The organism is Paracoccus yibinensis, assembly GCF_030846195.1.
In the GTDB taxonomy this organism is placed as follows: Bacteria; Pseudomonadota; Alphaproteobacteria; order Rhodobacterales; family Rhodobacteraceae; genus Paracoccus; species Paracoccus yibinensis.
The window spans coordinates 1-23,991 of sequence record NZ_JAVCWH010000021.1; the positions used below are offsets into that span (position 1 = coordinate 1).

General features: G+C 65.9%; 25 protein-coding genes and 3 riboswitches. Of the genes, 5 read left to right on the forward strand and 20 right to left on the reverse strand.

Annotation, left to right across the window (positions count from 1 at the left end):
- Window positions 1–579: 579 nt before the first annotated feature.
- From RAH32_RS19415 to RAH32_RS19450, 8 genes are read right to left on the reverse strand one after another with little or no spacing between them, the layout of a single operon-like run.
- The gene (locus RAH32_RS19415; protein ID WP_306610074.1) at window positions 580–1,530 is read right to left on the reverse strand and encodes a threonine-phosphate decarboxylase; all 951 of its coding nucleotides are present in this window, start codon (window positions 1,528–1,530) and stop codon (window positions 580–582) included.
- Window positions 1,530–2,489 (reverse strand): adenosylcobinamide-phosphate synthase CbiB, encoded by a 960-nt coding sequence (gene cbiB, locus RAH32_RS19420; RefSeq protein WP_306610075.1) that lies wholly within the window; start codon window positions 2,487–2,489, stop codon window positions 1,530–1,532. Before cbiB ends, RAH32_RS19415 begins: the two co-directional genes overlap by 1 nt.
- Window positions 2,479–3,252 carry a propanediol utilization protein gene (locus RAH32_RS19425; RefSeq protein ID WP_306610076.1) on the reverse strand — a complete coding sequence of 258 codons (774 nt, stop codon included), beginning with the start codon at window positions 3,250–3,252 and terminating at the stop codon, window positions 2,479–2,481. The genes cbiB and RAH32_RS19425 overlap by 11 nt, the downstream gene beginning before the upstream one ends.
- Window positions 3,249–3,851, reverse strand: a complete 603-nt coding sequence (locus RAH32_RS19430) for a histidine phosphatase family protein (protein ID WP_306610077.1) — start codon at window positions 3,849–3,851, stop codon at window positions 3,249–3,251. The genes RAH32_RS19425 and RAH32_RS19430 overlap by 4 nt, the downstream gene beginning before the upstream one ends.
- An 8-nt stretch (window positions 3,852–3,859) precedes the next feature.
- Window positions 3,860–4,597, reverse strand: coding sequence for an adenosylcobinamide-GDP ribazoletransferase (locus RAH32_RS19435; protein WP_306610078.1), 738 nt, complete (start codon window positions 4,595–4,597; stop codon window positions 3,860–3,862).
- Window positions 4,594–5,601 (reverse strand): nicotinate-nucleotide--dimethylbenzimidazole phosphoribosyltransferase, encoded by a 1,008-nt coding sequence (cobT, locus tag RAH32_RS19440; protein WP_306610079.1) that lies wholly within the window; start codon window positions 5,599–5,601, stop codon window positions 4,594–4,596. Before cobT ends, RAH32_RS19435 begins: the two co-directional genes overlap by 4 nt.
- The gene (gene cobU / locus RAH32_RS19445) at window positions 5,598–6,101 is read right to left on the reverse strand and encodes a bifunctional adenosylcobinamide kinase/adenosylcobinamide-phosphate guanylyltransferase (RefSeq protein ID WP_103174311.1); all 504 of its coding nucleotides are present in this window, start codon (window positions 6,099–6,101) and stop codon (window positions 5,598–5,600) included. The genes cobT and cobU overlap by 4 nt, the downstream gene beginning before the upstream one ends.
- 42 nt (window positions 6,102–6,143) lie before the next feature.
- Window positions 6,144–6,320, reverse strand: coding sequence for a hypothetical protein (locus RAH32_RS19450; protein ID WP_306610080.1), 177 nt, complete (start codon window positions 6,318–6,320; stop codon window positions 6,144–6,146).
- 86 nt (window positions 6,321–6,406) lie between these two features.
- Window positions 6,407–6,605, reverse strand: a riboswitch (cobalamin riboswitch).
- Between the two features lie 124 nt (window positions 6,606–6,729).
- On the opposite strand from RAH32_RS19450, the gene cobF reads away from it, so the two are divergent.
- The gene (gene cobF, locus RAH32_RS19455; protein ID WP_103174284.1) at window positions 6,730–7,497 is read left to right on the forward strand and encodes a precorrin-6A synthase (deacetylating); all 768 of its coding nucleotides are present in this window, start codon (window positions 6,730–6,732) and stop codon (window positions 7,495–7,497) included.
- Here cobF and cobA read toward each other — a convergent pair.
- Genes cobA through cbiE form a run of 5 tightly spaced genes read right to left on the reverse strand, consistent with a single transcriptional unit; the run spans window position 7,455 to window position 11,812 of the window.
- Window positions 7,455–8,201: a uroporphyrinogen-III C-methyltransferase gene (gene cobA / locus RAH32_RS19460; RefSeq protein ID WP_306610081.1), complete on the reverse strand. Its 747-nt coding sequence runs from the start codon at window positions 8,199–8,201 to the stop codon at window positions 7,455–7,457. The genes cobF and cobA overlap by 43 nt on opposite strands.
- Entirely contained in the window at window positions 8,198–9,505 is a 1,308-nt protein-coding gene (locus RAH32_RS19465; RefSeq protein ID WP_306610082.1) for a cobyrinic acid a,c-diamide synthase CobB, read from the reverse strand. The genes cobA and RAH32_RS19465 overlap by 4 nt, the downstream gene beginning before the upstream one ends.
- Window positions 9,502–10,275: a precorrin-4 C(11)-methyltransferase gene (gene cobM, locus RAH32_RS19470; protein WP_306610083.1), complete on the reverse strand. Its 774-nt coding sequence runs from the start codon at window positions 10,273–10,275 to the stop codon at window positions 9,502–9,504. The genes RAH32_RS19465 and cobM overlap by 4 nt, the downstream gene beginning before the upstream one ends.
- A complete protein-coding gene (locus RAH32_RS19475; RefSeq protein WP_306610084.1) occupies window positions 10,272–10,640 on the reverse strand; it encodes a cobalamin biosynthesis protein in 369 nt (122 codons plus the stop codon). Before RAH32_RS19475 ends, cobM begins: the two co-directional genes overlap by 4 nt.
- Entirely contained in the window at window positions 10,637–11,812 is a 1,176-nt protein-coding gene (gene cbiE, locus RAH32_RS19480; RefSeq protein WP_306610085.1) for a precorrin-6y C5,15-methyltransferase (decarboxylating) subunit CbiE, read from the reverse strand. The genes RAH32_RS19475 and cbiE overlap by 4 nt, the downstream gene beginning before the upstream one ends.
- Here cbiE and RAH32_RS19485 point away from each other — a divergent pair.
- A complete protein-coding gene (locus RAH32_RS19485) occupies window positions 11,790–12,554 on the forward strand; it encodes a cobalt-precorrin-6A reductase (RefSeq protein WP_103174289.1) in 765 nt (254 codons plus the stop codon). The genes cbiE and RAH32_RS19485 overlap by 23 nt on opposite strands.
- Here RAH32_RS19485 and cobJ read toward each other — a convergent pair.
- From cobJ to RAH32_RS19520, 7 genes are read right to left on the reverse strand one after another with little or no spacing between them, the layout of a single operon-like run.
- Entirely contained in the window at window positions 12,533–13,267 is a 735-nt protein-coding gene (gene cobJ, locus RAH32_RS19490) for a precorrin-3B C(17)-methyltransferase (protein WP_306610086.1), read from the reverse strand. The genes RAH32_RS19485 and cobJ overlap by 22 nt on opposite strands.
- A complete protein-coding gene (gene cobI, locus RAH32_RS19495; protein ID WP_306610087.1) occupies window positions 13,264–13,980 on the reverse strand; it encodes a precorrin-2 C(20)-methyltransferase in 717 nt (238 codons plus the stop codon). Before cobI ends, cobJ begins: the two co-directional genes overlap by 4 nt.
- Window positions 13,981–13,982: 2 nt before the next feature.
- A complete protein-coding gene (locus RAH32_RS19500) occupies window positions 13,983–14,612 on the reverse strand; it encodes a precorrin-8X methylmutase (protein WP_306610088.1) in 630 nt (209 codons plus the stop codon).
- Window positions 14,602–15,705, reverse strand: coding sequence for a hypothetical protein (locus RAH32_RS19505; RefSeq protein WP_306610089.1), 1,104 nt, complete (start codon window positions 15,703–15,705; stop codon window positions 14,602–14,604). The genes RAH32_RS19500 and RAH32_RS19505 overlap by 11 nt, the downstream gene beginning before the upstream one ends.
- The gene (cobN, locus tag RAH32_RS19510; RefSeq protein WP_306610090.1) at window positions 15,702–18,911 is read right to left on the reverse strand and encodes a cobaltochelatase subunit CobN; all 3,210 of its coding nucleotides are present in this window, start codon (window positions 18,909–18,911) and stop codon (window positions 15,702–15,704) included. The genes RAH32_RS19505 and cobN overlap by 4 nt, the downstream gene beginning before the upstream one ends.
- A complete protein-coding gene (cobW, locus tag RAH32_RS19515; RefSeq protein ID WP_306610091.1) occupies window positions 18,911–19,927 on the reverse strand; it encodes a cobalamin biosynthesis protein CobW in 1,017 nt (338 codons plus the stop codon). Before cobW ends, cobN begins: the two co-directional genes overlap by 1 nt.
- A 1-nt stretch (window position 19,928) precedes the next feature.
- On the reverse strand, window positions 19,929–20,279 hold the full coding sequence (locus RAH32_RS19520; RefSeq protein ID WP_306610092.1) for a DUF1636 domain-containing protein: 351 nt from the start codon (window positions 20,277–20,279) through the stop codon (window positions 19,929–19,931).
- Window positions 20,280–20,405: 126 nt separating this feature from the next.
- A riboswitch (cobalamin riboswitch) is annotated at window positions 20,406–20,615 on the reverse strand.
- Between the two features lie 37 nt (window positions 20,616–20,652).
- Between RAH32_RS19520 and cobO the strand changes: the two genes are divergently transcribed.
- From cobO to RAH32_RS19535, 3 genes are all read left to right on the forward strand, one after another.
- On the forward strand, window positions 20,653–21,276 hold the full coding sequence (gene cobO, locus RAH32_RS19525) for a cob(I)yrinic acid a,c-diamide adenosyltransferase (protein ID WP_306610093.1): 624 nt from the start codon (window positions 20,653–20,655) through the stop codon (window positions 21,274–21,276).
- 11 nt (window positions 21,277–21,287) lie between these two features.
- Entirely contained in the window at window positions 21,288–22,721 is a 1,434-nt protein-coding gene (locus RAH32_RS19530; RefSeq protein ID WP_306610094.1) for a cobyric acid synthase, read from the forward strand.
- A gap of 105 nt (window positions 22,722–22,826) precedes the next feature.
- A riboswitch (cobalamin riboswitch) is annotated at window positions 22,827–23,044 on the forward strand.
- 30 nt (window positions 23,045–23,074) lie between these two features.
- The gene (locus RAH32_RS19535; protein ID WP_306610095.1) at window positions 23,075–23,752 is read left to right on the forward strand and encodes an energy-coupling factor ABC transporter permease; all 678 of its coding nucleotides are present in this window, start codon (window positions 23,075–23,077) and stop codon (window positions 23,750–23,752) included.
- Window positions 23,753–23,991 lie beyond the last annotated feature (239 nt).

The following is a 23,991-nucleotide window of genomic DNA, read 5'->3' on the forward strand; positions in this document are numbered from 1 at the left end:
GCGCCAGCTATTGGTAAGCGCGCGCGCCATGGCGCCGGCCACCGCCACCTGACCTGGTTTTACCCCGCCGCGTGGCCGGATTTTACGCCGCCGTTGACACAGGCGGCGGTGACAGGACGGGCAAGCGACGAGCTGCCGATGTGGTTGCAGACCACGGTTTCGGATTGAAGCGCAATTTCATGTGTCTGGTTTCTGCTGTAGATGGCGATCCGTCGATTCAGGCTAGGATAGTGCCCCATGACCCTGCCATTGCGGGCGCCAGACGTCTGCTTGGCAGCGTCGGGATTCTCTTCGCGAGAGTAATGGGCGAAAGTTGCTAAGAGATGGGATCATGGTCTTCTTGACAAGATCCCACTGGTCGATTGTGGTGCCGCGCTGACTCTCTCGGTTCCAGCTTGTTGCGGCCCTTCAGCATGCCCCACCGGCCATACCGGGTGTTATGGAGTATTCTTTCAGTACCCAAAGACTCCGGGGTCGTCAAGATATCCATACAGGGCAACACACCAGCCCGATTACTATCCCATCTTGCAGCAGAACGATATCCTGGCCAACCACTACGGCAAGTGCGCGTCGTCGGCATCAGGTGCCCAGAGCTGCGGCCACCCGCTGCCATTCGCCTTCGTTTCCCGGCAGCCCCAGGCGGAGCCATCTTTCGGAATATGAAAAGCGGCGCGTCCAGATGTAGTGGCAGGCGAGGGCGTCCTGCGCCTGTTGCGCATTGGGGGTGTCATAAAGGCGGAACAGAAGGGTGCCGCCGGCCTGGATCCAACCGGCGCTTGCAGCCAGGCGATCGAGCCTTTCGGCTTCACCGGAAAGACGCCTGACAGTCCTGTCACGCCAGTCCCGGTCACCAAGCGCCATGCGTCCGATTTCGAGCGCAGGACCTGAGACCGGCCAAGGGCCAGCGAGCGCGGACATTCGCCGGATCACATCTGCGCCCCCGTAAACAAAGCCAAGCCGCAGCCCGGCAAGCCCCCAGAACTTGCCGAACGACCGCAGAACCAGCAGACGGTCGGAAGCTTTGGCCACAAGGCTTTCCGCCGGGTCCGGATCCACGAAGCTTTCATCGACGACCAGCCTTCCGACCGACAGGGTGAGGAGGCTCTCCTTGCGGCAGGTCCGTCCGTCCGGGTTGTTGGGATTTACGACGACGGCAAGATCGGCGCCGGACAGGTCTTCCAGCCGAGCCACCTCCTCGACGTGCCAGCCCGCCTGCCGCAGGCAGGCCGCGTGCTCGTTATAGGTCGGGGCGAGCACGCGGGCGAGGCCGGGCCTTTCCAGCAAGGGGATCATCTGGATCGCCGCCTGCGCGCCTGCCATCGCCAGCCCCGGGGCGGCGGTGCCGAAGGCCGTGGCGGCGGCCTCCATCAGGGCGGCCATCACGCTTGCCGTGGGCAGGTTGGTCCATGCCCCAAGGGAAACTCGGGACACCGGGTAGGGCTGGCGGTTGATACCGGTGGAAAGGTCGACCCAGTCCCCCTGCCCCCATCTTGCCTGTGCTTCGTCAAGGTTTCCGCCATGGTCGCGCATCAGGATGCTCCGGTGATGATGGGAAGCAGCGACCAGAGCATCAGTCCAGCTGCCAGCAGAAGCATGGCCCGCCTGTAGAGCCCGAGCCCCAGCGTCACCGAGGCAGGCGAAGGATCCGGCGCCCCCTCGTTGAGCCAAGGCTCAGGGGCGACATGGCCGTCGTAGATCCGGGGGCCGGACAGCCGAACGCCCAGTGCTCCGGCCATAGCACCCTCGGGCCAGCCGGCATTCGGCGAACGGTGCCGGCTTGCGTCACGCATCATGACCCGGCCTGCGCGGAGGGGATTGCCACAGGCCAAGGCGAACAGCGCTCCGGTAGCCCGTGCAGGGATCAGGTTGACCAGGTCGTCCAGTCGGGCCGAAGCCCAGCCGAACTGCAGATAGCGCGGACTGCGATGGCCGATCATCGAATCCAGCGTGTTGATCATCTTGTAAACTGCTATGCCCGGCAGCCCGGCCACCGCGCCCCAGAAGACCGGTGCGACGATGCCGTCCGAGCTGTTCTCGGCCAGGCTTTCAAGCGCGGCACGGGCGACGCCAGCCTCGTCCAGAGCATCGGGATTGCGTCCGACGATCATCGACACGGCGTGCCGTGCGGCAGGCAGTTCCCCCGCAACCAGCGGCATTGTAACCGCCGCGACGTGGTCCTGCAGGGAGCGCATCGCGACCAGGGGCCAGGCAAGACAGCCGCCCACGAGAATGCTCAGGACATTGCCGGAAAGCAGGGCTTGCGCGACGGCAGAGGGCAGAAGGGCTGCGCCGATGCAGAGGATCAGGGCCAGCACCCCCATCGGTTTCTGGGGCAGAGCGGACTGGTTCAGCCTTGCGTCAAGCGAGACGATCAGCCGCCCCGCCCATGTCACCGGATGGCCAATGCGCGCATAAAGCCAGTCTGGCCAGCCGATCAGCCGGTCAAGGGCAAGCGCCACCAGCATCATCGCGGGGAACTCAGCAATCATCGCTGCCGAACTTCAGAATGCCGACAACCCCGGCAGCCTCCAGCACAGAGGCCGCATCAGGCGGAACCTCGCCCTTCGGGAAGATCAGGCCGCGGGCCGAGCCGGTATGGGCGATAAGAAAACCCGTCGCCCCAAGGTGGCGGGCCAGTCCTTCCGTTGGATCGCCCGCCGGTCCCCGCATCTTCAGGCAGCGTCGGGCGCTTTCAGAGGCTAGCTCGGCGAAGGCGTTCAACTTGCTGGCTCGCTGCCAATCCGAGACGATATCCGAGACATCCGGGAAATCCATGTCGGCGGGTTCGGTGGAACGGGGCAGACCGAAATAGCCACCGACGATCTCGTGGGCAGGAAGTGCAGGCAGTTGCTGCAGGATGCGGCCCTGGCGGGAGGCCCAGAGCAGTCGTTCGGGACGGGTGAAGGCAAGCGGGTCCGAAGCCCCTTCTTCAGCCACGCAGGCCGCCATGAGGCGCCCTGCCGGCCCCTGCCAGCCATGAAGCAGGGCCGCCGCGATCAGCCGGGCGGTCGAGATGCCTGTGCCGGCCCCTGGAGGGGATAGTGTCGAGACGACCACCTCTCCCTGTCCGGCAAGCCCTAAGGCCCGCAGGAATCCGGAAAGTGGATTGGCCTCCTGCCCGCCCCTGTAGCGGAGTTCCGCCCGCAGTCCGGTCCTCGAGCAGGGAACCGTGATCAAGCCGAGCGCGCCGTTCGGCCCCAGCCTGCCCTGCACATATTCCCCGAAATGGCCGCGAATGCTGACGGTGTTCATGGCTGCCAGTTGACCTCGGCAACGGACCAGTGGCCGTGCGGTCCGACGTAGAACCGGGTCAGTGACAGGGGCGCCACATGGAACGACAGGGCGCCGGCAACTGACCCAACAGCAAGGGCAAGCGCCGCCCGAACGGTGCCTGCATGGGCAATGACGATCTGTGTGCCCCCTGCGCGGGCAAGATCCAGAAGGGCGGGGGTTGTCCGGGCGCAAAGGTCCCGAAAGCTCTCGCCCTGTGGGGGGCGGTGATCGGCCAGAGCCTCGGGGGCCAGGGTGCCAAGGTCGGGGATTGCTGTATGGTCCAAGCCTTCCCATTCCCCGAAGTCCTGCTCCCACAACCTTTCGTTCGTCCTCACGGCCAGTCCCGGCATCAACGCCTCGGCGGTCATCAGACAGCGCCGGGCCGGCGAGCTGGTCAGCATTGCGCCTTCCGGAAGACGGGCCGCCAATGCCGAAAAGCCCGCTTGGTTCGACAGATCCGCCGGCAGGTCAAGGCGGCCGACAAGGCGCCCGGCCCCTGCCACCGGAGCATGGCGGATCAGGAACATCTCGGCATGGCGAAGTTCAGACACTGCCCACGGCTCTCCCGTCAGTTTCATTGTCCTGTTCACGCATGGGCGCCGAGCGTGAGCAGCATCGCCGCCTCGGCGACCTGCTGGCCTGCCCCCAGCACATCGCCGGTCTGTCCGCGGAGCTTCCTCCAGGCGATCACAGCCAACGCCGCTACCGCAAAGGCCGCAACGCCAAGCGCGGTCCACCCCTGCGGCAGAAGCAGCATCGGCAATCCCCCCAGCAGGGCTGCCAGGATAACGCTTGCAGTCCCAACGCCCTTGCCCTGCGCTCCAAGCCCGTCCGGGCGTGCGGCCGGCAGCCATGCCATAAGCGCGGCCGGCGCCACGCGGCTGGCCATCGCAACGGCGATCAGAGTACCGATGGCCTCAAGCTCGGCAAGCGTCGCCAGTCCCAGCCAACGCAGCCCGAGCGACAGGATCAGCCCGACCGCCCCATAGCTGCCTATCCGGCTGTCCCGCATGATCTCAAGCCGCCGCTCGCGCGTGGTGCCGCCCCAGAAGCCGTCGCAGAGATCGGCGAACCCGTCCTCGTGCAGCGCCCCGGTCGTGATGACCTGGGCGGCAAGCGCAAGCCCGCCCGCGACCGGTGGGGACAGCCCAAGCGCCAGAGCCGCCACCATCACCCCGGCTGCAATAAGACCGACCGGCAGGCCGGCCAGGGGAAAGGCCCAGGCCGCCGCGTCCAGCCTAGGGACGGGGTCGCGCAGGCGTCCGAACGGCACGCGCGTCAGCAGGATGACCGCTAGCTGCATCTCGGCAAGGCGCTGCCTCATGCACCACTGATCCCGGCGTCGGCGAACGTGGCCATACCATTGTGGCAGGCCAGCGCCGAGCGCACGACGCCAAGGGCCAACACCGCCCCCGTCCCCTCGCCAAGCCGCATGTCGAAATCGAGGATGGCCGTCCTGCCCATGGCCGACAGCAGCTTCCTGTGTCCCGGCTCGACCGAGACATGGCCGACTAGGCAATGATCGAGAAGCCGCCGGTCCGCCGCGAACAGGGGCGCAACGGCGGCGGTGCAGATAAAACCATCCAGGATCACCGGAATACGGGCAGCCCGTGCGGCAAGAACCGCCCCGCAGATCGCCGCCTGCTCGCGGCCGCCGAGGGTTGCAAGGGTTTCAAGCGGGGCAAGGTCCGGATGGCGCGCAAGCCCGCGCGCGATCGCATCGATCTTGCGCCGGACGCCGTCATCGTCCGAGCCGGTGCCCCGGCCAACCCAGTCTGCGACCTCGCCCTCGAACAGCGCAGCACAGAGCGCCGCAGAAATAGTCGAGTTGCCGATGCCCATCTCGCCCAAGGTCAGGATGTCGGCTTGCGGATCGACGGCGGCCGCGCCACGGTTCAAGGCATCCAGCGTCTCGGCGTCGGTCATGGCCGGGCCGGCGGTGAAGTCGGCGGTCGGACGCTCGAGGTCCAGCGCGATCACCGACAGATCGGTGCCATTCACCCGGCAAAGCTGGTTGATCGCCGCACCGCCTGCCTCGAAGTTCGCCACCATCTGCGCGGTGACCTCCTGCGGGAAGGGGTTGACCCCTTGAGCGCAGATCCCGTGGTTTCCGGCGAAGACAAGCGCCTGCGCCTTGGCGATCCTTGGCCGGTCATTTCCCTGCCAGGCAGCCATGAACAGCGCGATCTCCTCAAGCCGGCCCAGCGAGCCGGGCGGCTTGGTCAGGCTGTCTTGGCGGCGCGCGGCGGCGGCGCGGGTGGGTTCGTCGGCGACGGGCAGGGTGTCGGCGAGACCGACGATCTGGGCCAGGGTTTCCAGCTGCATCATTTCACTTTCATGGGAAGGCCGCACACGGCCAGGATGACCTCGTCTGCGACCTGCGCGACCTGCTGGTTCAGCGTCCCCGCAGCGTCCCGGAAGATCCGGGAAAGCCGGTTCTCAGGCACAATCCCCGCGCCGACCTCGTTGGTGACCAGCACTACGGGCGCAACCTGCGCGCCAAGCGTCTCGACCAGCCGGGCAGCCTCGGGGCGCCAGTCGCGCCCAGCCAGGATCAGGTTCGACAGCCACAAGGTCAGGCAGTCGACCAAACGGGGAGCCCCCTCCGTCAACGACAGCGCAGCGCAAAGATCCAGGGGTTCCGCATGAGTGCGCCAGGCCGCGCCTCGCCGCGCCTTATGGGTGGCGATCCGATCTTCCATTTCTGAATCGAAGGGCTGCGCGGTGGCGATATAGATCGCAGCCTCGCCAAGCGAGAGTGTCCGGCTCTCCGCGATCGCGCTCTTGCCTGACCGGGCACCACCTGTGACAAGGATGATCGATCCCATGAACATTCTATCCCGTGGTATTTCTGGCTTGGCCGCCGCCAATCACACCGTCATTTGCAAGATGGCGCGCAATCGGCTTGAGCTCGAGATGATGATTTCGTCCAAGATGACCGGATCCTGGGCATTGGTGGACATGGCTGGCACCGCCGCAGCGATGGCCAGAATGGATAGCGACGAGAACCGCATGGTTCCCTCCCCGATTGGCCCGATGGGCCGCATGACAATCTGCCTGTGGGGATGCACCCGCAGACGGTTTCATTGTCACCGCTGCGGAATTGCCGCTCCTCGGACGCACCCCGCGCCGCGGATGGGTGATCGTCGAGGCAGGTCTCCTGACTTGCGGATCATCGCTCCGGCCAGCCTTCCCATGCCCGAAGACACAGTGGCAAATTGACCGTCGCTCACCGCTTACAGTTGCGGGGGCAGTCCGGGATTTGCCTGCAAGAGGCGCACCCGGTTCCCATATTAAGCCGCTCTCGCGGCACCACGACCCGTCCGTTCTGCGCCGAGCACGCTCCGGCTGTCAAGGCTGCTCTGCAGCCCTCCCCAGGCGTGCTGCGCGACCCTGCTCTTGCAAGCGGGAGACATTTCCCACTAGGCCGTGCCGGAAGCCCTGAGGAGCCTTGCCATGGAACTGACACTCGTCGGCATCGGGACCGGCAAGCCGGACCATCTGACCCTGCAGGCGGTCGAGGCGATCCGGGCGGCTGACCTCCTGCTGATCCCCGAGAAGGGCGAAGGCAAGCAGGAGCTCGCGGACCTGCGCCGCACGATCGTCGCCGGTTGCGTCGAGGATGACGGCGTCAGGGTTCTGTCCTTTGCCATGCCCGAGCGAGATCCCGCAGTGCCCGACTACAAGACCCGGGTCAAACTCTGGCATGATGCCATCGCGCAAGCCTGGCTTGATGCGCTGGCCCCTTATCCTGAAGCGCGGAAGATCGTGCTGCTCGTCTGGGGTGACCCGGCCTTGTTCGACAGCACGCTGCGCGTTGCCGAGCGGATCAGGAAGGCCTGTCCGCTAGAGCTGAAGGTCGTGCCAGGCCTGACGTCACTGCAGGTGCTTGCCGCATCCCATGCCATCCCGCTCAACCGCCTGGCCGAGCCGTTCCTAGTGACCACCGGCAGGCACCTGCGCGAGCATGGCTGGCCCGAGGGCATCGATACGCTTGTGGTCATGCTCGACGGCGAATGTTCGTTCACCACGCTCGATCCGGCTGGGGTCTCAATCTGGTGGGGCGCCTATCTGGGCATGGAAGGTGAAATCCTCGACCAGGGGGCGCTGTCAGAAGCCGGCCCGCGCATCGTCGAGGCCCGTGCCGAGACACGGGAACGGCGGGGCTGGATCATGGACATCTACCTGCTGCGCCGCGAGACTTCCTCCGCAAGCGCGCCGTAGAGGATCAGCGTTGGGGCTATCGAACGCGTCTTCGCGCGGCAAAGATCGACCAGCTTGCCGATCGTCGCCCGGTGCAGCGCCTCCGCAGGGGTGGACACGCCGGCCGCCAAGATCGCCGGAGTTTCTGCCGGAAGTCCATGCGCAATCAGATGGGCAGCAAAGGCCGGAAAGGTGGCGCGCGCCATGTAGACGGCCGTTACCGCATGCGGGTCGGCCAGTGCGGCCCAGTTCAGATCGCCAGGCAGACCACCGGTAACATCATGCCCGGTCACGAACTGCACCCGTCGCGCGGTCAGGCGCCGGGTCAGCGGGATGCCCGCAGCTGCAGCGGCCGCAGCCGGAGCCGTCACGCCAGGAATGACCTCGTAGCCAATCGTAGCGGTGTCAAGAGCCGCGACCTCTTCCTCCAGACGCCCGAACATGCCCGCATCGCCGGATTTCAGCCGCACCACGCGGGCGCCCGCCCCCGCGTGAACCACCAGCAGGCGGTTGATGTCATCCTGCCGGGCTGAAGCCCGGCCTGCGCGCTTGCCGACCGGGATCAACTCGGCGTTCCTCGCGGCGAGTTCGAGGATCGGCCCCGAGGAAAGGTCATCGTAAAGCACGACCTCAGCCGCCTGCAGGCGCTTCATGGCCTTGACGGTCAGAAGCTCGGGATCGCCTGGACCGGAGGACACGAAGCTGACAAAGCCCGCCGCTCTCATGACGCCTCCGAGATCAGGTGAAAGAAGGTGCCGGTGACGTTTCCCCGACGAGAGCCTGTTTCCGGGACAGCATTGCCGTCCGCATCGAAGACCTCGGCCAAGGGCGCATCGGGCTGCGCGAGGATGGTGGAATAGTGGAATTCATGGCCGAGCAGTCTCTGGCCGCGGCCCTGGCCTGGCAGGGGGGAAAGGAGCCTCGCCTGTCGGTATCCCAAATGCATCCGGCGGTTTGCATAACTCGTTTCCAGACCCAGCAGCCCCGCCATCCGGTGGATCTGCCCCCCTGCATCCGTAAGGGCTTCCCCCAGCACCATGTATCCGCCGCATTCCCCGTGAACCGGCCGGCTCTCCGCAAACCGCCTCAGGCCGGCAAGGAAGACCTGCGCCCCCGCCAGGCGGCTCGCGTGAAGCTCGGGATAGCCCCCCGGCAGCCAGCAGCAATCGGCATCCGGTAGGGGCTCGTCGGCCAATGGAGAAAAGGGCAGGATCTCGGCCCCCGCCTCCCGCCAGGCGGCGACAAGATGGGGATAGGCAAACGAAAACGCCTCGTCGCGCGCAAGGGCGATCCGCTGGGCTGGGGGGCGGATGCGTCTTGGCGGCTGCAGGGGTTTGCCGCCTGCCACCAGTGTGCGAAGAGCCGCAAGGTCCACATGCGCGCGCAGGAAGCCGGCATAGCCGGCGATCGCCGCATCAAGGTCCGGATGCTCGACCGCCTGGACAAGCCCGAGGTGACGTTCGGGCAGCGTCAGATCGCCACGTCGAGGCAAGACCCCGAATACCGGTATGCCGGCGTTGTCCAGGGCCAAACGGCACAGCCGTTCGTGCCGGGGCGAGGCGACCCGGTTGAGGATGACCCCTGCGACTTGCACGTCCTGTCGGAAGTGCCGCAGTCCCAGGAACAGCGCGGCGACGGTTTGGGCATGGCCGGACACGTCCATGACCACCACCACCGGCCAGCCCGTCGCCGCGGCGATATCCGCCGTCGATCCGTTGCCAGAGGCCCCTGTCTGGGCCACCCCGTCAAACAGCCCCATCGAACCCTCGGCGACCGCCATCTCGCCCGGCAGCCCAAGCTGGTCGGCCAGCAACCCTGGGTCCATCGCCCAACTGTCGAGATTGCGGGAATCCTCGCCGCAGGCGGCGCGATGGAAGGCCGGGTCGATATAGTCCGGTCCGCACTTGTAGGGACGAACCTTTACCCCGTCCTCGGCAAGGCAGCGCAGCAGGCCCAGCATCACCGTGGTCTTGCCCGCGCCCGAGCGGGGGGCCGAGACGATCAGCCCGGGGATCGTAGCCTGGTTCATCCCTTCACCGCATCGGCACGGCCGGCACGGAAGCGGCGGTCGTAATCAGCCGCGTAGAGCCGGCTCTCGTCGAAGCCTTCGGCCGCCAATGCGCGGCCCACGAGGATCAGCGCCGTCCGCTCCATCGTCTCGCCCACGTCGGCGGCGATGGAGCGGAGCGTCCCCCGCACGATCCGCTGGTCCGGCCAGCTCGCCCGCCAGATCACGGCGGCAGGACAGTCCATGCCGTAATGCGCGCCGAGTTCGGCGGCGACCTCCTCCAGCCGGTGGATGGACAGATGGATCGCCAGCGTCGCCCCGGTGGCTCCGAAGGCGGCAAGCGTCTCGGCCGACGGCATGGGCGAGGCGCGGCCCGAGGTCCGGGTCAGCACCACACTCTGGGCGATGCCCGGCAGGGTCAGTTCCGCCCCCAGGGCGGCGGCGCCCGCCGCAAAGGAAGGGACGCCCGGCGTGATGTCATAGGGGATGCCCAGCTCCCGCAGCCGGCGCAACTGCTCGCCCATGGCCGACCAAACGGACAGGTCGCCCGAGTGCAGGCGCGCCACGTCCAGCCCCCGAGCGTGGGCGGCAACAATCTCGGCCATGATGCCGTCGAGACTCATAGGCGCGGTGTTGATGATTCGCGCGCCTTGGGGACAGTGCCGCAACATCTCTTCCGGGATCAGGGACCCGGCGTAAAGGCAGACAGGCGAGGCCGCGATCAGGTCCCGCCCCCGCAGCGTGAGAAGGTCGGGCGCGCCGGGGCCTGCGCCGATGAAGTGAACGGTCATGGAACGTGCCTTTCGGACTGGGCAAGGGCGGCAGTGACGCATCCGTCGGCCGAAATCACACGCGGCTCGACAAGGCGCGCACCGGGGCCGGCAGCGATAATGGCGCAAGCCTCGGCAAGGCTGCCGGTCCCGAAGCGGGCCAGGATGCGAGGACTGCGGGTAGGAGTGCTGACGCCCAGCAGCATCTCCTCGGGGATCAGGACGAGCCTGAAGCCGGCCGCCTGCAGGCTGGCCACGACGGGATGGGCCTGCCGGAAGGCAGGCACGGCAAGCGTCAGCGGGGGCATGACCTGCAACTGCCGGAACAGGTCCTGAACGCCTTCAAGTTCGGCTGCTGCCCGCAGACCAAGTCCGACCACTCTCATCGTGTGACGCTCCATTGCACCACCGGATAGCTGGCCTTCCAACCGCGCCTGCTGCCCAGTGGCGCCGCTTGCGACAGCTCGATCCGAAGAAGCGTGCCCCCAAGCCGCGCTTGCGCACCGGCAATCAGGCTTTCGGTTTCCAGTGTGACGCCATGGGCGACGATGCGGCTCTTGGCGGGAAGGATTGACCACAAGGCGTCGAGCAGCGGAGCGTCCAGACCGCCGCCGATGAAGACGGCATCGGGCGCGGGAAGGCCGGGCAGAAGCGCCAGCGCTCGACCCTCACGTATCTCGAAATGCGGCACCCCGAGGGAGCGGGCGTTGACACGCGCCCTTGCCGCGCGGATCGGATCGCGCTCGACGCCCACGGCGCGATTACGGGGATGGGACAGAAGCCACTCGATCCCCACCGAGCCGCTGCCTGTGCCAAGGTCCCACAGCAGTTCGCCGGGATGGGGCGCAAGCGCGGAAAGAGCCAGGGCGCGCACCGGGCGCTTTGTTATCTGGCCATCATGATCGAAAAGATCATCCTCCAGACCCGAGGAATGCGGTAATCCCTTCCCACCCCGGACCTCGACGGCACAGGCGACAAGGTTCTCGCATTGCGGCAGCGCCTCCTGGGCGAGATATTGGCGGACACGCTCTCTAGGGCCACCCAGATGTTCCAGCACGTGCAGCGTGGAGGCGCCAAAGCCGAGCGAGGTCAGGTAACCCGCCAAGGATGCGGGCGCTGATCCATCCCTCAGGGTGACGATCAGCCTTGCACCGTCGGATAAGTGTCGGCGCAGCTTCTCGACCGGTGCGGCGTGGAGGCCGAGGCACAGAACCTCCTCCAGGCGCCAGCCGAGGCTCGCGGCGGCCAGGGACTGCACAGAGAGGGCGGGATAGGCGCGCCATTCCCCGGGTTGCAGTTCCTGCGCAAGGCTGCCGCCCGCGCCGTGCCAGAAGGGATCACCGGAAACCAGCGCGACCACCCGCTTGCCGCGCAACGTCAGCAGGGGCACCAGCGAAAACGGGACGGGCCAAGGGGATTTGGAGGGATGGTCCACCATCTCCAGGTGGCGCGGACTGCCGAAGACGACTTCGGCCCGTTCCAGCGCATCACGGCTTGCCTCGGACAGATCCTTTAGGCCATTTTCCCCAATGCCGATGATCGATAGCCACTCAGCCATTCCGCCCACCCTCATCCTGGGCGGCACCACCGAGGCGAGCCACCTTGCGCAGGCCGTGGCCGATGCGGGCCTGCCCGCGATCCTGTCTTATGCCGGACGGGTGGCAAGCCCCCGTTCGCAGCCGGTGCCCATCCGCAGCGGCGGCTTCGGCGGGACCGACGGGCTTGCCGCCTTCCTGAGGGTGAACGGCATCGGTCAGGTGGTGGATGCGACCCATCCCTTTGCCGCCCGGATCAGCCGCAACGCCGCGCTCGCCTGTGCCGCCGCCGGGATGCCGCTCTGCGCGCTTGAGCGGGCGCCCTGGATGGCCCAGGCGGGCGACGACTGGACCCGTGTCCCGGACATCGAAGGAGCCGTGGCCCAGTTGGACGGTCCCGCCAAACGGGTGTTCCTGGCGATCGGGCGACAGCATCTCGCCAGCTTTGCCCATCTCGGGCAGCATCGTTTCTTGACCCGGACGGTCGATGCGCCCGCCGCAGACTTTCCCCTGCCGGACGCCGAAGTGATCGTCGCGCGCGGCCCCTTCAGGGTTGAGAACGACATGGAGCTGATGCGCGCGCATGGCACCGAACTGCTGGTCGCCAAGAACGCGGGCGGGGCTGGAGCCGAGGCGAAAATCCTTGCTGCCCGGGCACTCGCCGTCCCGGTCATCATGATTGACCGGCCGGAACTGCCCGACCGCCCCCTGCGCCGGACCGTGGCCGAGATCATGGACTGGCTTCATGCCCGCCTCGGCGTATAGACGAAACGCCCGATGCGGCGCGTGGCTGACGAGCCGAGGATGACCAACGTGCGCATGTCCGCCATCTCAGCGCGTGCCTCCCGCAGAGGCATCACGTGGATCTCTTGCTGCGGGGTCGATACCGCACGGGCGAAGATCATAAGGCGGTCAGGTTCGACCTGCGCCTTCAACAGATCCAGCAGAGATGCGAACTGATACGGGCGCGCGGCCGAGCGCGGATTGTAGAAGGCCATCGCGAAGTCGGCCTCTAGCGCCAGCCGCACCCGCCTGAGCACCAGATCGAAGGGCTTGAGATTGTCCGACAGGTTGATGGCGCAGAAGTCATGGCCCAGCGGCGCACCGGCTGCGGCAGCGGCAGCCAGCATGGCCGTGATGCCTGGCAAGACGCGGATGTCCAGGTCGCGCCAAGGGGCGGGGCCGTTCTCGACGGCCTCGAAGACCGCCGCGGCCATGGCAAAGACGCCGGGATCGCCCGATGATACGATCACGGCGTGGTTTCCTTGTGCCGCAAGCTCCAGCGCGTGCCGGGCGCGGTCAAGCTCGACCCGGTTGTCGGAAGGGTGCAGGCGCAGACCGTCGCGCGGGGAAATGCGAGACACATAGGGAATATAGCCGATCACCTCGGTGGCCCGATCCAGCGCCGCCGAAACCTCGGGCGTGATCATCGCCTCCGCGCCGGGACCAAGCCCGGCGATGACGAGAGAGCCTGTCATGGCCTGCGTCCTTGCCCGTGGACCAGCACGATCGAGAAATAGGGCACCGGCCCGTCGACCTCGGACAGCATGCGGACCCTCTCCTCGGCCATGGTGCCGTGCTCGACCAGCCATGCCTGATCCGCCCTGCCCGCAGCCTGCAGAGCTGCGCGTAGACGTTGCAGATTACGGCCGATTTTCATGACAACCAGAGCATCGGTGTCGCGGATGCGCCGCGTCAGTTCGTCTTCAGGCAAGGTCGCGGGCAGAACTGTGAGGATGTCATCGCCCCAGGTGATCGGAAGGCCCGTGGCGGTCCAGCAACCGGCCATGCCAGGAATGCCTGGCACCACCTCCACACGCTCGCGCGGGAGGCGGGCGTAAAGATGCATGAACGAGCCGTAGAAAAAGGGATCTCCCTCGCACAGCACGACCACGTCATCATCCTCGGACTGCCGCAGAAGTTCGGCCGTCCAATGCTCGTAAAAACCTGCAAGCGCGGCGTTGTAGCGCGGGTCCGAAACGGGGATCTCGGTGGTTACGGGATACTCCATCGCGATCTCGACCGCCTGTGACGGAAGGAGCCCCTCGACAAGCCTGCGCGCCACGCCCATGGCGCCCGCCTTGCGGAAGAATGCCACGCGCCGCGCATGTGTCAGATAGTGATGGGCCTTGACGCTCATCAGCTCGGGGTCGCCGGGACCGAGGCCGATGCATATGATCTTGCCGGTCATGCCTACTCCCGCGCCGAGGCGAGCGCGTTGACCGCAGCCACCGTCATGGCCGAGCCGCCCGGACGCCCCTCGACGACGCACCACGGCACGGGGTTGTCCTGCATCAGCGCGGCCTTGGACTCCGCCGCGCCGATGAAGCCTACCGGGCAGCCGATGATGGCGGCGGGGCGGGGAAAGTCCGGCTCGGCCAGCCGGTTGAGAAGGTGGAACAAGGCGGTCGGCGCATTGCCGATGGCCACGACCGCGCCCTGCAGATGCGGTCGCCACAGCTCGATGGCTGCCGCCGAGCGTGTATTGCCCAACTCAAGCGCAAGGGCAGGCACGCGCGGATCCTGCAGGGTGCAGATGACCTGATTGTCCGCAGGCAGACGCGCCCGGGTCACCCCTTCTGACACCATGCGCACATCGCAGAGAATGGGCGCGCCCTCCTGCAACGCCTGACGCGCCGCCCGGGCGAAACCGGGGGAAAAGCGGATCAGGGACGCCAGCTCCACCATGCCCGCAGCATGGATCATGCGGACTGCGACAACCTCCTCCTCCGGCGAAAAGCGGGCCAGGTCCGCCTCGGCGCGGATGGTGGCGAAAGATGCGCGGTAGATGGCCGCGCCATCAGTTTCATAGCTATGAGCCAAGATGGCCTCTCATCATATCTGGAATGTCTATTCCGGTCAGTCCGCACAGAGCGGGCTTCCCCCCTGCGGGACCATTGAGGACCAGATCGAAGCGCCCCTCGCGCCCTGTCAGGGTGACATGCGCCGGCGCGGGATGGGCGCAGCCCTTTCCACAGCCCGACACATGCAGATGCCGCCCTTCTGGCACAATGGCGGCGAGGTCTCGCGCCAGGGCGCGGGTCTCGATGCTGCTCGAGGCGCAGCCCGGCGCGCCGATACAGGCACTGACGCGCAGCAGCGGATGGCTGGGATCGGTCAGCCACAGCTCGCTGCGCGCATGACCTTCGGGCAGAACCGCCCGCCAAGGCGTCAGTCGCAGGGCGCTGTCCGTGAGTTCGGCCAGGATCTGCGAGGTCACGGCCCCGAAGGGCGCGAACAGAAGCGGAGCAGCACGCAGGATCTCGTCCAGGGGTGCCTGCGGGTCGGGTGCCGCATCCGCGTGGAGGGCGGGAACAATGCCTGCGGCCACTGCCTTCGCCATCCGGGCCTGCCCGCAGGAGGCAAACCAGTTCAGCAATTCGAGGATGCGTGCCATCGCCGCCTGCGGCTCGACGCGTTCGCCCCGGGCCATTCCATCGGCACGCAGCAGCAGATCTTTCCCGCTGCGTTCGATCCGGATGTCCGCCGAGGCGCCCTGCAGCGCCGGGCATTCCCCCGTGTCGATAGCAAAGCCAAACTTGGGCGGCAGATCGGGGGCGTTCAGCAACGCCTCCTCAAGTCTGCGGACAAGCTCCAGGGTTCCATCTCCCTCACGCCAGAAAGGCGTCGTCATGATGTTGCGCCTCGCTTCAACCCGAGGATCGGGATCCAGCAGGTCAAGCGCCTGCAGCCGGCGATGCACCTCGGGCAGGCTGCCTTCGCGGACGCCTCTCAACTGCAACGTCGCTCTCGATCCGAGATCAAGTTGCCCATTGCCGAAAGACTCGGAAATCCTGACCAGTCCGGTCCCTTGGTCCGGATCGAGGCGCGAACAATGCGGACGGACCCGCAGCAGCAGGCCATCGCCTGCCGGCATCGGGCGAAGCGCGCCGGGGCACCAGCCTTTGCGGGTCATGTGGGAAGCCTCGCGACAGAGTTGCGGCGCAGGTCGTGCCCGATCCCGAACTCGGCAAAGATTGCCTGCATCGCCGCCAGGGCACCCGGATTTTCCTCCGCGAGGAAATCCCGCACCTCGGCCGAGCCGAGGGTTGCTTCATGGTAAAGTGCGAAAAGATGCTCGGGAACGGCATGCGCCATCCGGGCAAAGGCCGCCATGTGCTCCAGCGTGGCCGCGATCTCGGCCGCGCCTCGGAAGCCGTGGCGCATCATTCCCGCCAGCCACCGGGGATTGGTGGCACGGGCCCGGACAACGCGGGCGATTTCCTCGGGAAGAAGCCGCGCGCGGGGCGTGTCGGGGCGCGTTGCGTCCAGATGGTAAAGCGCGGTCGGCCCCAGTCCCAGGGCAGCGCGGGCTGCGGCGAACCCGGCTTCATGCGCCGCGTAGTCCATCGCCAAAAGAAGATCAGTCTCGGGGAGGTCCTGCGACAGCACGAAGCCATCAGCCGCCCTGAGCCGCGCCTCGAGCACCGCGCGGTCGGGCGTGCCGTCGTGACCAAAGGCTGAAGTCTCCAGCCATGCCCTTCCTGCCGCCTCGGCGGTCATGTCGTCGGTGATGCCGGTGCCGAAGCGGCCCGGTGCAGGAGCGAAGACATGCGAGCCAGGGGCTGCTGCGACATAGGGGTTCATGTCCTCGGCCTCGTCCCGTGCGGCAAGTGCCGCGCAGCCTTGCTGGAACAGCACGACGAGTTCCGGGAACGTGTCGCGGAAAAGGCCCGATACCCGCAGCGTCACCTCGATCCGCGGTCGGTCCATCAATGCCAGCGGCGTGACCTCGAAGCCTGTGACGCGCTCGGAGGCCGCATCCCAGATCGGCATGAGTCCGGCAAGGTGCAGCGCCATGGCGAAATCCTCGCCTGCCGTCCGCATCGTGGCCGAGCCCCACAGGTTCACGACCAGACCCTGGGGATAGTCGCCGTGATCCTGCAGATGACGGCGCACGAGTTCCTCGGCCAGCCGGACACCCTGGGCCCATGCCGCGCGCGAGGGCACCGCACGCGGATCAACCCCATAGAGATTGCGCCCCGTCGGAAGCACGTCAAGCCGTCCCCGATAGGGCGAGCCCGACGGGCCTGCCGTGATCCGGCGCCCCTCGAGGGCGGCAAGGATCGCGGCGCGCTCCGATGCAAGGGATACCGGATCGCCCTGCGCCTTGCCCGTCTCGTCCGGGGTGCCCTCCCCCCAGACATGCAGGCCGTCGCCAAACTGGCTTTCCTTGAGATCGCAGACGAAGCGGTCGATGGCGGTGATCGCCTCGGCGGCTGAGGCACCGGTCTTGATCCCAAGTTCAGCCTCGAGATCATGCTCGCGCGCCTCGGCCCGGATCAGCGTGATCAATCTCAGACGGCGGGCCGGGTCCAACCCATCGGCGGTTGAATATTCGTCCAGCAGGCTTTCCAGCCTCAGCAGCCTTTCGGGCATCCCGGAGCTGACGAGTGGCGGCGGAAGATGGCCCAGCGTCAGCGCGCCCAGCCTGCGCCGGGCCTGCGCGGCCTCCCCAGGATCATTGACGATGAAGGGGTAAAGCACGGGCACGCCGCTGGTCAGCGCCTCGGGCCAGCAGTCCCGCGACAGGGCCGCAGCCTTGCCCGGCAGCCATTCCAGCGTGCCATGCGCGCCAACATGGATGATTGCATCTATTTTGGCACCATGCTTGAGCCAGAGGTAGAAGGACAGGTAATCGTGACCTGGCACATGTGACAGGTCGTGGTAATCGGCCTCTCGTGTGGCGGCCTTGCCCCGCTCAGGCTGCAAGGCCAGAAGCAGGTTGCCGGCCCAAAAGGCTTGGAACTCCGGTTCTGCAGCCATCTTGCCGTGCGCTTCTTCAAGGTTCCCGCGCAGGCATTCGGAAAGAGAGGACAGCGCATCTTCATAGGCCGTCAAGGACCAGCGAAGCCGCGTGGCCTTCAGGTCACGAAGGATGGTTTCGGACGTCATTTCAAGGCCAAGCTGCCGCGCAATGGCCGCCGCCGACGCCAGGGCGTCAAGCCCGACCGCATGGGCCATCCGCCATTCCTTGCCGGGATAGGTAGACAGGATAAGCGCCACGCGGCGTTCGGACGATGCCAGTTCCTGCAGACGCCGCCAGTTCATCACCCTGGTAACGACCGCATCAATCCGTTCCGCATCCGGGCTGTGACGCTGAAGCCCGAATTGTAGCGCCGGGTCGGTGTCCATCATGTCCTTGAAGGAGATGACGCCCGCATTGATGCGTCCGTCCAGTTCAGGCAGCGCGACATGCATTGCAAGATCGGCGGCGGAAAGGCCGCGTTCCGACCCCTCCCATGCGGCACGATCAGAGGTCGCGTGAATGACCTGGAAGACAGGCACGCCCGGGGCATCGAGGGGCGATTCATCTTTGGTCCTGCCCGAAAAGGCGGTTGCATTGACGATCACCACCGGGGCGAGCCGGGGAAGGATGGCCCCGAGCCAATCGGCCGCCGCTGCATCCTTGAGGCTGGGAAGAAACAGTCCCGCAGCCTGCATGTTTCGAGCCTCGAAGGCGCGGATCAATGCGTCCACCGAGGCAGTGTCGGAGGCAGCCACCCAAGCGCGATAGAATGGAATGAGAACCAGCGGGCGATCATTCCGCTGAAGTTCGGCTATTGGACCTTGATCCGGGTGCCAGAAGCCATGGTTCGGCAGCATCGGGGCGCCATGCAGCGGCGCCGGCTCCAGACGGGTAACCGAGGTGAGCAGGGCCAGTGCATCATGAGCGGCAAGTTCGCCCCCGGCCTCGCACAGCTTCGTCAGGTGCCGCAGGGTGGAAACGGGCAGCGTCGAAGCCTCGTCGAGCACAGGGTCTGGCTGGCTGTCTGCCGGCAGGAAGGCCAGCGCGATCCCCTTCTCGCGCGCCATGCGGGAAAGCTCGTCCACGCCGTAGGGCCAATAGCTTCTGCCACCGATCAGGCGCACCAGAATGCCTTTGGCCGCCGGCAGGGTGCGCTCGGCATAGGTGTCGACGGACAGCGGATGGCGGAGGCGCGAGAGATTGGCCAGACGCAGGGTGGGCAGCTGGTCCCTGCCACGCCGCCAGCCTGCCGCGAAAGCTCCGAGGTCGCTGTCCGAAAAGGACAGCACCACCAGATCCGCAGGCGATTGCCCCAGATCCTCCGGCTGGGCGGTCTCATCCAACCCGTGGCTTTCGCGGAAGAGGACGTGCATCAGGCTAGCGCAGACCGGATGGCAACGGGGTCGATGTCTCCTTTTTGCGCAATCACGACAAGGCGTCCGTGTCGGGGCTGATCCCCCCACGGACGGTCGAACTGGTGGCGCACACGCGCACCTACGGCCTGAACCAGAAGCCGCAGCGGCTTACCCTCGACTGCGACATGGCCCTTGACCCGAAGGACCTTCTGCACTTCGGCCAGTGCCGCGATCTTGCTGGCCAATGCTTTGGGATCCGCCTGTTCGGGCAGGTCGATCACCACCGTGTCAAAGTCGTCGTGGTCATGCTCCCCCTCGCCCTCGTGGTGCGAAGGACGTGCGGCCAGATCGTTCTCGGCCGCCGCGTTGATCCCCAGAACCACACGAGGATCAATCACGCCCTCGGTCAGGGCCACCATGGGCAGCGGACGCGGCGCCTCGGCCGTGATGATCTCGCGGGCAGCAGCAAGTCCACCGCTGCCAGCCAGGTCAGCCTTGGAGAGCAGCACGATATCCGCGCAGGCGATCTGGTCCTCGAAGACCTCGGACAGGGGCGTTTCGTGATCAAGCTCGCTTGCATCGCCGGGATGCGCCGGATCGGGAGCAAAGCGGCCTGCCGCCACAGCCTCGGCATCGGCCACGGCAACCACGCCGTCGATGGTGATGCGCGAGCGCAGGTCTGGCCAGTCGAAGGCCTTGAGCAGAGGCTTGGGCAGCGCAAGCCCCGAGGTCTCGATCACGATATGGTCGGGTTTCGGATCCAGCGCCAGAAGCCGCTCGATGGACGGGATGAACTCGTCGGCGACGGTGCAGCAGATGCAGCCGTTGGTCAGTTCGACAATGTTGGCCTCGGGGCAGTTGGCATCGGCGCAGGCGCGGATCAGGTCGCCATCCACACCGACATCTCCGAACTCGTTGACCAGCACCGCCAGCCTGCGCCCTTTGGGGTTCTGCAGCAGATGGCGGATCAGCGTCGTCTTGCCAGCCCCCAGAAATCCGGTGACGATGGTGACGGGGGTTTTTTCAAGTGACATCTCAGACCTCGATCGGGGGAATGCGGGCAATGGTGTTCTTGCGGATCACTTCGGGACGGGAGCGCCAGGGCACGATGCCATCTGGAGTCGCGGCATAGGCGCGGGCCATCTCGGCCACGTCGTCCGGATGCAGGTCAGGATCCAGTCCCCCCTGCACATAGGTCCAGCGGCCAGGTCCACGGAACACGACAACGCAGGAGCGCTCGCAGGCCGAAAAACATTCCTGTTGGTCATGGGGCACGCCGCGCGCGGCAAGCGCATCGGACAGCCGCACCCCGTCACGCGGTGCCTGCGGATCGGTGCCGACGCGCCTGCAGGTGACGCAGACCGTCAGCGCATTCTTCTTGGCCATCTGCCCTCCCGGCAAGCCAATGGACGCGGGGGGTTAGGATTTGCGCGCAGGACATGCGAAAGCCCGGTGGCCGCCGTCATGGCTTGCACACGGTTCACCCCGACCGCAACACAACGCAGATGCGAGATCTCGCACCGCACGCTGGCAGGTCTCCCGGCTTGCGGATAACGGGGATTTTCCCCGACGGTCACCCGACCTTCCCAGGCTGTTCGGCCCAGTGGCATCCGGGTGACCTCTCCGGTCACGGTCGCGGGGGCGGCTGCGCTTTGCTGGAAACCAGCTATCGCATTCCCTCTTAGCTCGCGCTGTGCGAGAACCAACGATGCACGAGGGAAGCCACGAGACCGCCTCGCTTGTCAAGAGAAAGGGAGCCATGCCGACAGGAACAGTCCCCAATGAGGCCGCGCGCCATGCCGAGAAGAAGGCCCGGATCAAGGCGGCCCGCGACCGGATGATGGCAGAGAAGACCGGCGAGAAGGGCCTGATCCTGGTGCTGACAGGCCCGGGAAAGGGCAAATCGTCCTCGGCTTTCGGCATGGTGATGCGGGCGATCTCGCATGGGATGCCGGTGGCGGTCGTTCAGTTCATCAAGGGCGCGATGGCGACGGGTGAGCGGGATTTCCTGCTGACCCATTTCCCCATCCTTTGCGAGTTCCATACCATGGGTGAAGGCTTTACCTGGGAAACCCAGGACCTGGAGCGTGATCGTGCCGCCGCCGCCCGTGCCTGGGCCAAGGCGAAAGACCTGATACGGGACGACCGCAACCGGATGGTTCTGCTGGACGAGATCAACATCGCCTTGCGCTATGACTATCTCGACATCAATGAGGTCGTGGACTTCCTCCGATCCGAGAAACCCGAGATGACCCATGTTCTGCTCACGGGCCGCAATGCCAAGCCAGAACTGATCGAGGTCGCCGATCTGGTGACGGAAATGACAGTTGTGAAGCATCCCTTCCGACAGGGGATCAAGGCTCAGGCAGGGGTCGAGTTCTGACACATGCGCTGATGCTCCAGGGAACCGGATCGAACGTCGGAAAATCCCTGCTTGTTGCCGGCCTCTGCCGGGCGGCCGTGCGGCGCGGTCTGTCCGTGCGCCCCTTCAAGCCGCAGAACATGTCGAACAACGCTGCCGTGACAGTGGATGGCGGCGAGATTGGCCGCGCGCAAGCTCTTCAGGCGCTTGCCTGCGGTGTCGAGTCCCACACCGACATGAACCCGGTCCTGCTGAAACCCGAGACGGACATCGGCGCGCAGGTCATCGTGCAGGGAAAGCGGCGCGCCACCCTGAAGGCCCGCGACTACGCGCGACTGAAGCCGAAGCTGATGACGCCGGTTCTGGAAAGCTTCGAGCGGCTGAAGGCCGAGGCTGATCTGGTTATCGTCGAAGGCGCGGGCAGCCCGGCCGAGATCAACCTGCGCCAGGGAGACATCGCCAACATGGGGTTTGCCGCGGCCGCAAATATTCCCGTGGTGCTCATCGGCGACATCGATCGCGGGGGTGTCATTGCGCAACTGGTCGGAGCCAGGATCGTCCTCGACCCCGAGGATGCCGCACGCATCAAGGGTTTCATCGTCAATCGATTTCGCGGCGACCCCTCGCTCTTTGACGACGGCTATCGGATGATCGCCGAGCAGACCGGCTGGCCGGGTTTCGGTGTGCTTCCATGGTTCGCCAGGGCCACGCTGCTTCCTGCCGAGGACGCGCTCGACCTGCAGCCCTTCGGGGAAGGTGCGATCAAGATTGCCTGCCTCGCCCTGTCCCGCATTGCAAATTTCGACGATCTCGATCCCTTGAAAACGCATCCCGGCGTCAGGCTCGAAATGGTTCGGCCGGGACAAGCCATTCCAGGCGATGCTGCGGTGGTTATTATTCCGGGCACGAAGTCTACCCGGGCAGACCTTGCCTTCCTGCGCGCACAGGGGTGGGACATCGACCTCAAGGCCCATCACCGCCGCGGCGGTCGGATACTGGGGATATGTGGCGGGTTCCAGATGTTGGGCAACAGCATTGTGGATTCACATGGCATCGAAGGAGAGGCCGGTGAAACCGAGGGTCTTGGCTACCTGGATGTCCAGACGGTGCTGGCAGCCGACAAGCGCCTGACCCGCGTTACCGCCGTCCATGCTCTTTCCGGCCTGCAGGTCGCGGGTTACGAGATCCACCTGGGCAGAACCGAAGGGATCGGTTGCCTGCGCCCCTTTGCCCATATCCAGGATTGCCCGGACGGTGCGCGTTCGCGGGATGGACGGGTAGAGGGAACCTATTTGCACGGGCTGTTCACATCGGACCCGTTCCGCAATGCCTGGCTTCAAGGCCTGGGCGCAAGAACAAGCCCCTTTTCCTATGCCGCAGAGATCGACACGGTGCTTGACGAGCTTGCCCTCCATATCGAGGCCCATCTTGACGTGGAGGAGTTGTTGAGGCTGGCGCAGGTGTAAGGCTTGGAACTGGCCTTCGCTTGTTCCCTCAACGAACCTGTATCCGAAAGAGGTGTGCAGCGTCGGTCACGAGGCGCAGATCCTGCTTGACGCATGACAACCAAGGCGCCCACAAGGGGCCATGGCGTTCGGTCGGCACAACCCGACTGGACTTAATCGGGAATGGGGAACGGGCATTCCGCAAGGATGCTCCAAGCCTCAACCGCCCCCGCGACTGTGTGCGGAGAGCGGCCTTCCAAGAAGCCACTGGTCCGATGGACTGGGAAGGGGGAAGGCTGCTGTGACCCGCAAGTCAGGAGACCGGCCATGCAGGAAATGTCAAACGCTGTCGGTGGGACGGCAAGGAGAGACGGATGCATATCGAACCAGGCCTCGTTGATGGGGCCAAGATTTTTCTGAGCTATGTCACTGCGGCGGGCGCTGGCGCCTATGCGCTCCAGCGTGGCTGGATCACGTTGCGCGAGCAGGGTGTGGCTTCCTTCGCCGGGCGTGCTATTGCGAGCACGGCCTTGGTATTTTCCTTCTTCGAGATACTGCCACACTTTCCGGTCGGCGTGTCGGAGGTCCATCTCATTCTCGGGTCGACACTGTTCCTGATCTTCGGTGTGGCGCCTGCTGCGTTCGGCCTCACTTTGGGGCTGCTCTTGCAGGGGCTGCTGTTCGCACCCTTCGACCTGCCCCAATACGGCATGAACTTGACCACCCTGCTGGTGCCGCTTTTTGCACTTGAGGCTCTCGCCCGCCGCATCATTCCATCCGGCATGGCCTATGTGGATCTGAGCTATGGCCAGGTGCTGTCGCTGTCTCTGGCCTATCAGGGCGGCATCGTGGCCTGGGTGGCATTCTGGGCCCTTTACGGTCAAGGCCTGACTGCAGCCAACCTGGCAGCCATCAGCACATTTGGTGGCGCCTACCTTCTTGTGGTCCTGATCGAGCCGTCGGTTGATCTTCTGGTCCTCGGCAGCGCCAAGGCAATCCGGGGTCTCAAGGGGTCGAAATGGGTCACCCCACGCCTGCACTCGGCTGCCTGATCTCTGTCCAGGTTAGGGTTTTTCCTATCCAGAAACACAGCCCCTCAGGCAAGACCTCGTTCCTAAGCCCTGCCATACGGCAGGGCTTTTTGCTGAAACCTCTGAGTGCAGGTCCAAAACAGGTTTGCGGCCTGGCAGGTTTTTAGAGGTCATTTCAAAACCACGTTGTCAGCGCTCGAAAGCAGATGATGGCGCAGGCCAAGATGGTGAAGGCGAGGTGAATGTCGGCCCTGCGCTCG